We start from the raw sequence: 7,457 nt of genomic DNA, 5'->3' as shown, positions 1-7,457 counted from the left end.
AGGGGGCGCATTTCATCGAGTTGTGTGATCAGCGGGGGATTCCGTTGGTGTTCCTGCAGAACATCTCGGGGTTCATGGTGGGGCGGGAGTACGAGGCGGGTGGTATTGCGAAGCACGGGGCGAAGATGGTGACGGCGGTGGCGTGTGCGCGGGTGCCGAAGTTCACGGTGGTGATCGGGGGTAGTTTCGGTGCGGGGAACTACTCGATGTGTGGGCGGGCGTATTNGCCGCGGTTTCTGTGGATGTGGCCGAACGCGCGGATCTCGGTGATGGGTGGGGAGCAGGCCGCGGCGGTGCTCGCCACCGTCCGCCGCGAGCAGTACGCCGCCCGCGGGCAGGACTGGCCGGCCGAGGCGGAGGAGGACTTCCGCGCCCCGATCCGCGAGCGCTACGAAGCGCAGGGCAGCCCGTACTACTCGACCGCCCGGCTGTGGGACGACGGGGTGATCGATCCGCGGGACACCCGCACGGTGCTCGGGCTCGCGCTGTCGGTCGCGGCCAACGCGCCGATGGACCCGCCCGGCTACGGCATCTTCCGGATGTGAGGGNGAGCATGTTCTCGACAGTGCTGGTGGCCAACCGCGGGGAGATCGCCGTCCGGGTGATCCGGACCCTGCGCGCACTCGGCATCGAGTCGGTGGCGGTCTACTCCGACGCCGACGCGGGCGCGCGCCACGTGCGGGAGGCCGACGTCGCCGTGCGGATCGGGCCGGCGCCCGCCCGCGAGTCCTACCTGAACATCGCCGCGGTGGTCGCGGCCGCGGTCGCCACCGGGGCCCAGGCCGTCCATCCCGGCTACGGGTTCCTGTCGGAGAACGCGGCGTTCGCGGCGGCGTGCGCCGAGGCGGGTGTCGTGTTCGTCGGGCCGCCGGTCCGCGCCGTCGAGGTGATGGGTGACAAGATCACCGCCCGGCGCGCGGTCGCCGCGGCGGGGGTGCCCGTGGTGCCCGGCCGGGACGACCCGGCGATGACGGATGCCGACCTGGTCGACGCCGCCGCGCAGATCGGCTACCCGGTCCTGCTCAAGCCGTCCGCGGGCGGCGGGGGCAAGGGCATGCGGGTCGCCACGGACGCCGCCCGGCTGCGGGCGGAGATCGCCGGTGCCCGCCGCGAGGCCGCCGCCGCGTTCGGCGACGACACCCTGTTCGTCGAGCGGTTCGTGGACCGTCCCCGCCACATCGAGGTGCAGGTCCTGGCGGACGCGCACGGCACGACCGTCCACCTCGGCGAGCGGGAGTGCAGCCTGCAGCGGCGCCACCAGAAGGTCGTCGAGGAGGCGCCGTCGGTCCTGCTGTCCCCGCAGACGCGGGAGCGGATCGGGGCGGCGGCCGTCGCCACGGCCGCCTCGGTCGGCTACGTCGGGGCCGGCACGGTCGAGTTCCTCGTCGCCGCGGCGAACCCGGAGGAGTTCTTCTTCCTGGAGATGAACACCCGCCTGCAGGTCGAACATCCGGTCACCGAGCTGGTGACCGGGATCGACCTCGTCGCCGAACAGCTCCGCGTCGCGGCCGGGGAACCGCTCGGCTACACCCAGGCCGACATCCGGCTGACCGGCCACGCGGTGGAGGCCCGGGTGTACGCCGAGGACGCCGCGCGGGGCTTCCTGCCGACCGGCGGGCGGGTCCTGCGGCTGGACGAGCCGTCGGGGCCCGCCGTCCGGGTCGACTCGGGGCTGCGCCTCGGCGCCACCGTCGGGTCCACCTACGACCCGATGCTCGCCAAGATCATCGCTTTCGGGCCGGACCGGGACACCGCGCTGGACCGGCTCGACCGGGCGCTGGCCCGCACCTGCGTGCTCGGCGTGACCACCAACGTCGGCTTCCTGCGGGCCCTGCTCGACCATCCGGACACCCGCGCCGGCCGGCTCGACACCGGCCTGATCGAACGGGACCTCGACGCGCTCGTCGCCGCCGCCCCGGGCGCGGCCGACCTCCCGGCCGTGTACGCGCTGGCCCGCCTGCTGGAGCTGACGCCGGACACGCCCTTCGTCGACCCCTGGGACGTCCCCAGCGGATGGCGGCCCGGCGAGCACTCGTCGCTGCACTGGACGATCACGGCCGCGGGCCTCGCCGAACCGGTCGAGGTCGGCGTGCGCGGCACCCCCGGGGACGCGCTGGTCGCCGTCGACGGCGGCGAGCCGATCCCGGCCGCCGTGGAGTGGGTCGGGGCGGGCGCGGATGGGCCGGGCAGCCGGCTGGCGGCCGGCGGCGAGCTGGTGGTGACGCTGGCCGGCCGTACCCGCCGGTGGCGGGCCGTCGCCGACGGTGCCACGCTCTGGCTGGGCGCCGACGGCGCCGCGTGGCCCGTGTCCGAACACCGCCGCCGCTCGGCCGCGGCCGCCGTCGAGGACGGCGGCGAGGCCCGCAGCCCCATGCCCGGCACCGTCATCGCGGTGCACGCCGCCGCCGGCGACGAGGTGGCCGCCGGCGCGCCGCTGGTCGTCGTGGAGGCGATGAAGATGGAGCACACCGTCGGTGCCCCGGTCGCAGGCCGGGTCAAGGACGTCCTCGTCGGCATCGGCGAGCAGGTCACCCTCGACGCGGTGCTCGCCGTCGTCGACCCGGCTCCGGCCGGAAGCTGAAGCCCAGTCCCGAAGCCGAATTCCCCAGCGGATCCCGCAGCCGAATCCTGAAGGAGGACATCATGCCCGACACCCGGTTGAGCGAGGATCAGGAGTCGCTGCGCAAGCTCGTCGAACAGTTCGCCCGCGAGGTCGTGGCGCCGGCGGCGGNGGCGCACGACGAGGCGAAGACCTTCCCGTACGAGGTCGTCGCGCAGATGGCGGAGATGGGACTGTTCGGCCTGCCGTTCCCGCAGGCCGTCGGCGGGCAGGGGGCGGACTACTTCACCCTGTGCCTGGCGATCGAGGAGCTGGCGCGGGCGGACTCGTCGGTGGCGATCACCCTGGAGGCCGGCGTCGGGCTGGGCGCGATGCCGGTGTACCGGTTCGGTTCCGACGCGCAGAAGGAGCGGTGGCTGCCGCTGCTGACGTCGGGACGGGCGCTGGGCGCGTTCGGGCTCACCGAACCCGGCGCCGGCAGCGACGCGGGCGGCACCCGCACGACCGCCAGCCTCGACGGTGACGAGTGGGTCATCAACGGGTCGAAGGCGTTCATCACCAACTCGGGCACGGACATCACCCGGCTGGTGACGGTGACCGCGGTGACCGGGCAGACCNCCGCCGGGCGCAAGGAGATCTCGGCGATCCTGGTGCCGGTGCCGACCGCGGGTTTCACCGCGCAGCCGGCCTACTCGAAGGTCGGCTGGCACGCCTCCGACACTCATCCGTTGACGTTCGACGACGTGCGGGTGCCGGCGGAGAACCTGCTCGGCGAGCGGGGCCGCGGGTACGCGAACTTCCTGAGCATCCTCGACGAGGGGCGGATCGCCATCTCGGCGCTGTCGGTGGGGCTCGCCCAGGCCTGCGTCGACGAGAGCGTGCGCTACGCCAGACAGCGGGAGGCGTTCGGCGCGCCGATCGGGCGCAACCAGGCCATCGCCTTCAAGATCGCGGAGATGGAGACCCGGACGTACGTCGCGCGGGCGGCCTACTACGACGCGGCCTCCCGGATGCTTGCCGGCCAGCCGTTCAAGAAGCAGGCCGCGATGGCGAAGCTGTTCTCCTCGGAGGCGGCCGTCACCAACGCGCGGGAGGCGACCCAGATCTTCGGCGGCTACGGGTTCATGAACGAGTACCCGGTGGCCCGGCACTGGCGGGACTCCAAGATCCTCGAGATCGGGGAGGGCACCAGCGAGGTGCAGAAGATGCTCATCGCCCGCGACCTCGGCCTGTAGGCCCGCAAGACGCAGTCAGGTTCCCGGGAGACGCAGTCAGGTTCCCGCAAGACGCAGTCAGGTTCCTGGGAGACGCAGTCAGGTTATCGTCAGGTCCGGACTGCGAGCCTCGCGGCATGACTGCTGTGACTGGCCGGGCGGGACCATGGGGCCGGACGACGTTGAACAAGGTCCCACAGGTCACGATCTTCTTCTGGATCATCAAGGTCCTCTGCACCACGATCGGTGAGACCGCGGCGGACTTTCTCAACTCGAATCTCGGCCTGGGCCTGACCGCCACGACCTACGTGATGGGCGCCCTGCTGGTCGTCGCGCTGTTCTTCCAGTTTCGGCTGGAGCGTTACATTCCCTGGGTCTACTGGCTCGCGGTCGTCCTGATCAGCGTGGTCGGCACGCTCATCACCGACAACCTGACCGACAACGCGGGCGTGCCGCTGGCAGTTACCACCGCCGTCTTCGCCGTCGCGCTGGCCGCGACGTTCGCGGCGTGGTTCGCGGTCGAGCGGACGTTGTCGATCCATACCATCTACACCACGCGGCGGGAGGGTTTCTACTGGCTGGCGATCCTGTTCACCTTCGCTCTGGGCACGGCCGCGGGTGACCTGGTCGCGGAGAAGCTGAACCTGGGCTACGGAGTATCCGTGCTCGTGTTCGCCGCGGCCATCGCCGCCGTGGCGGCCGCTCGGTTCGCCCTCGCCGTGAACGCCGTGGTCACCTTCTGGATCGCCTACGTGCTGACCCGGCCGCTCGGAGCCTCCGCCGGTGACCTGCTGTCCCAGCCGCGGGACGAGGGCGGGCTCGGTCTGGGCACGGTCGGGACCACGGTGATCTTCCTGGTCGCGATCGTCGGGCTCGTCGCCTACCTCACGGTCCGGCGCCGGGACGAGATCGCCCCCGAGGGCCTGCCGGGGAGGACGACGCAGGCCTGAGACGCGGGCGGCGGGCGGCGGTCGGGGTGGCGAACGGCGGACGGCGGACGGGTCAGTGCAGCCGGTATCCGATCCCGCGGACGGTGTCGAGCCGGGCGTCGACCGCCGCCCTCCGCAGGGCGCGCCGCAGCCTCGTCACATAGGAGTCCAGGGTGTTCTCCCGCACGATCGCGCCGGCCGGCCAGGCGGAACAGACCAGCGTCTCCCGGCGGACGACCTCCCCGCGGCGCACCAGCAGGGTCGCCAGCAGGCGGTATTCGGTCGGGCTCAGGGGAACGGCCGTCCCGCCGCTGCCCAGGCGGAAACGCAGCGGATCCAGGGCGATCGCGTTGCCGCCCGCATCCGGTCGGCGGCGCCGGACCAGCACGTCCAGCCGGGCGGCGAGCTCGGCGAACGCGAACGGCTTGGTCAGGTAGTCGTCGGCCCCGCGGGCGAAGCAGCGCAGCCGGTCGGGCAGCGCATCGCGTGCCGTCAGCACCAGCACGGGTGCCTCGACGCCGCGGTCGCGCAGAGCACTGACGACGTCCATCCCGTCCATGTCCGNCAGGCCCAGATCCAGCACGAGGGCGTCGGGCCTGGCCGCGATGGCGGCGACCTGGCCGAGGGCGGAGGCACCGTCGCGGACCGCCCAGACGACCTGGAAGTCCGCCGCCTCGAGTCCGCGGACGAGGACGCGCCGCAGCGCCGGATCGTCCTCGACCACCGCTATCGCTCCGGGCACCGCTCCCGCACCTCTCCTTCGACGCGAGCTCGACGGATGGAACCGCCTGCAGAACATCACGCCGGGGGTGTGAAGAGCGTGTGAGGGCGACGACGCAGGCTCGGACCAGGACTGGAGTCCGCTTTTTCCGACCTTCGGGCCATACGTTCTGGCTCCATCGTGGCGGGCTGGAATGGTCTGCCTGGGTAACTACCTTTTCTGCATTCACAGGTTTCACATCCGGTCGCCGTAGCCTGGGCCGGGTGCAAGGAACTCTGCCTTCGTTCCGGTGTCGCGCGAACAGCGCTGGCGCCTGGATTCTGCTCGTAATGGCCTGTTATCTCCTCGGCGAGATCGGGGAAATCGTCGGGGTGCCCGCGCCGCAGCTCGTCGTCCCGTTGCTGGTGGGGGCCGCTCTCGCCCTCGGCGGGATGGTCCGGCGGAATCTCCCGGCCCCGGCCCTCCGCGGATCCCAGGCCGTCCTCGGCGTCCTGATGGGAAGTTATCTGAACATCTCGCAGCTGCGATCGGTCCTGGGCACGGCGCTTCCCCTGACGGTGGTCACGCTGGCGACCATCGCGCTCTGCCTGCTGGCGGCCCTGCTGTTCAGCCGTACCAGCCGAGGCAGCTTCACCGACGCGGCGCTCGGCATGATGCCGGGCGGCTCGGCCGCGATCGTGGCCTGCGCCGAGGAGTTGCGGGCGGACAGCCGGCTGGTGGCCCTGAGCCAGTACCTGCGGGTGGGCCTCGTCGCGCTGACGGCCCCCGCCGTCGTCGCCGTGTCCCACGGGACGGTGGGACGCCCGCACCCGGGATCCTTCCCGGCCTTCGCGCACCTCGTCGACGGCTCCAGCCAACTGCTCGGCCTGGCGTTCCTCGCCGGGGTCTGCCTGCTGGGGGCCCGCGCGGGGCGCCGCCTCGCGCTGCCGGCGCCGGCGCTGCTGGGCCCGATGCTGCTGGGGATGGTGGTGGGTTCGATCGCCGTCGGGCCGGGGTTCGCTCCCGCGGGCCCGCTGCGTGACCTGGTGTTCATCCTTGTCGGGCTTGACGTCGGCCTGCGCTTCAGTCGCGACTCGGTGCGCGAGATCCGCCGGGTGCTGCCGTCGCTGTGCGGCTGCATCGCCCTGGTCTGCCTGGGCTCCGCGGGCCTGGCCTGGGTGCTGGCCAGGATGATCGGCATCCCGTTCCTGGAGTCCTACCTGGCGACGACCCCGGGCGGCATCAACGCGGTGCTTGCCACCGCCACCGTGGCCCACATCAACGTCGGTGTGGTCTCCACCGTCCAGAGCTTCCGTCTCGTCCTCGTGGTGCTGCTGACCCCGCCGCTGGTCCGCTGGCTCGTCCGCCGGACGACGCCGGTCACCGTGGCCCCCGCGTCAGTCCCCGTCCCCGTCCCCGAACACGGCCCGGGCGGTGGCGATCCGCAGGTCGTCGAGCGCGTCGGCCTGCCTGCGGGCCCGCTCGAGCAGCACGTCGAGTCGGTCCTGGTCGAGCCGGTCGTAGCGGTCGGCGACGGCACTCAGCGTGCGCCAGGCGGCCGCCTTGCCCGCGATCCCGATTCGCAGCGTCTCGAGCTCGACCACCGTGCTCAGCGCGGAGCGGCGCACGACCCGACCGTTGGACTTCAGTCGGCCCGCCGCCTCGGCGATCCAGCCGGCGGCGATCTTGTACTTCCGCTCGGGAACGCCGAGGGCGCGCATGAACTCGAGCAGCGCGTCGCGGTCCTCGGCGATCTCCGAGGCAATCCGTGCCAGCGTGTCGCCGAAGGGTGTTCCGCGGTGGGCCGTCGACGTACGGCGAGCGAGCCGCAGCCCGGCGGTGGCGCCGGCGAGGTGGTCGTTCAGGTAGATGCCGATCGGACTCGGGCCGGCCTGCGTCCCGACCACCCGACCGCCGGTGATGGTCTCGGTTCTGACGTCACTCATGCCACGCCTCCCTCGCTCGGACTCACCGCCACGGCTCGGACTCACCGCCACGGCTCGGTCCTGCGGTAGGTGTCTCCGGTCGGGCCCGGGCTAACCGGCGCGGCAGAC

The 7,457-nt window shown here is 72.4% G+C and carries 6 protein-coding genes and 4 pseudogenes; 8 read left to right on the top strand and 2 right to left on the bottom strand.

All coding sequences use genetic code 11. The features are described 5' to 3' along the window. The 7 genes and pseudogenes from FF86_RS48130 to FF86_RS13890 all read left to right on the top strand — a co-directional run. A pseudogene (locus FF86_RS48130) lies at positions 1-225 on the top strand (carboxyl transferase domain-containing protein); the annotation flags it as partial. Between the two features lies 1 nt (position 226). Continuing rightward, on the top strand, positions 227-545 hold a 319-nt coding region (locus FF86_RS48125; RefSeq protein ID WP_304438141.1), incomplete at its 5' end, for a carboxyl transferase domain-containing protein. 8 nt (positions 546-553) lie between these two features. Then, the gene (locus FF86_RS13900) at positions 554-2,581 is read left to right on the top strand and encodes a biotin carboxylase N-terminal domain-containing protein (RefSeq protein WP_044887898.1); all 2,028 of its coding nucleotides are present in this window, start codon (positions 554-556) and stop codon (positions 2,579-2,581) included. A gap of 62 nt (positions 2,582-2,643) precedes the next feature. Further along, positions 2,644-2,731, top strand: a pseudogene (locus FF86_RS48120) (hypothetical protein); the annotation flags it as partial. 1 nt (position 2,732) lies between these two features. Beyond that, a pseudogene (locus FF86_RS48115) lies at positions 2,733-3,177 on the top strand (acyl-CoA dehydrogenase family protein); the annotation flags it as partial. Between the two features lies 1 nt (position 3,178). Further along, a partial coding sequence (locus tag FF86_RS48110) for an acyl-CoA dehydrogenase family protein (RefSeq protein ID WP_255355786.1) occupies positions 3,179-3,795 on the top strand: 617 nt, incomplete at its 5' end. 116 nt (positions 3,796-3,911) lie between these two features. Beyond that, positions 3,912-4,724 (top strand): membrane protein, encoded by an 813-nt coding sequence (locus FF86_RS13890; RefSeq protein WP_044887881.1) that lies wholly within the window; start codon positions 3,912-3,914, stop codon positions 4,722-4,724. A gap of 52 nt (positions 4,725-4,776) precedes the next feature. On the opposite strand, the gene FF86_RS13885 is transcribed toward FF86_RS13890, so the two are convergent. Both FF86_RS13885 and FF86_RS48105 read right to left on the bottom strand, forming a co-directional pair. Continuing rightward, positions 4,777-5,262: a response regulator transcription factor gene (locus FF86_RS13885; RefSeq protein ID WP_242418737.1), complete on the bottom strand. Its 486-nt coding sequence runs from the start codon at positions 5,260-5,262 to the stop codon at positions 4,777-4,779. A 6-nt stretch (positions 5,263-5,268) separates the two neighbouring features. Beyond that, a pseudogene (locus FF86_RS48105) lies at positions 5,269-5,502 on the bottom strand (hypothetical protein); the annotation flags it as partial. A 23-nt stretch (positions 5,503-5,525) separates the two neighbouring features. On the opposite strand from FF86_RS48105, the gene FF86_RS48100 reads away from it, so the two are divergent. After that, entirely contained in the window at positions 5,526-7,418 is a 1,893-nt protein-coding gene (locus FF86_RS48100) for an AbrB family transcriptional regulator (protein ID WP_313954330.1), read from the top strand. The last annotated feature ends 39 nt before the right edge of the window (positions 7,419-7,457 follow it).

It is taken from the genome of Frankia sp. CpI1-P (assembly GCF_001421075.1).
Classification (GTDB): Bacteria; Actinomycetota; Actinomycetes; order Frankiales; family Frankiaceae; genus Frankia; species Frankia torreyi.
This window is presented reverse-complemented; position numbering and strand designations above follow the sequence as displayed.

Excerpts from the sequence above, each read along its gene's own strand:
- FF86_RS13890 (WP_044887881.1), top strand. The coding sequence starts at position 3,912 with ATGACTGCTGTGACTGGCCGGGCGGGACCATGGGGCCGGACGACGTTG.
- FF86_RS13900 (WP_044887898.1), top strand. The coding sequence starts at position 554 with ATGTTCTCGACAGTGCTGGTGGCCAACCGCGGGGAGATCGCCGTCCGG.
- FF86_RS13885 (WP_242418737.1), bottom strand. The coding sequence starts at position 5,262 with ATGGACGGGATGGACGTCGTCAGTGCTCTGCGCGACCGCGGCGTCGAG.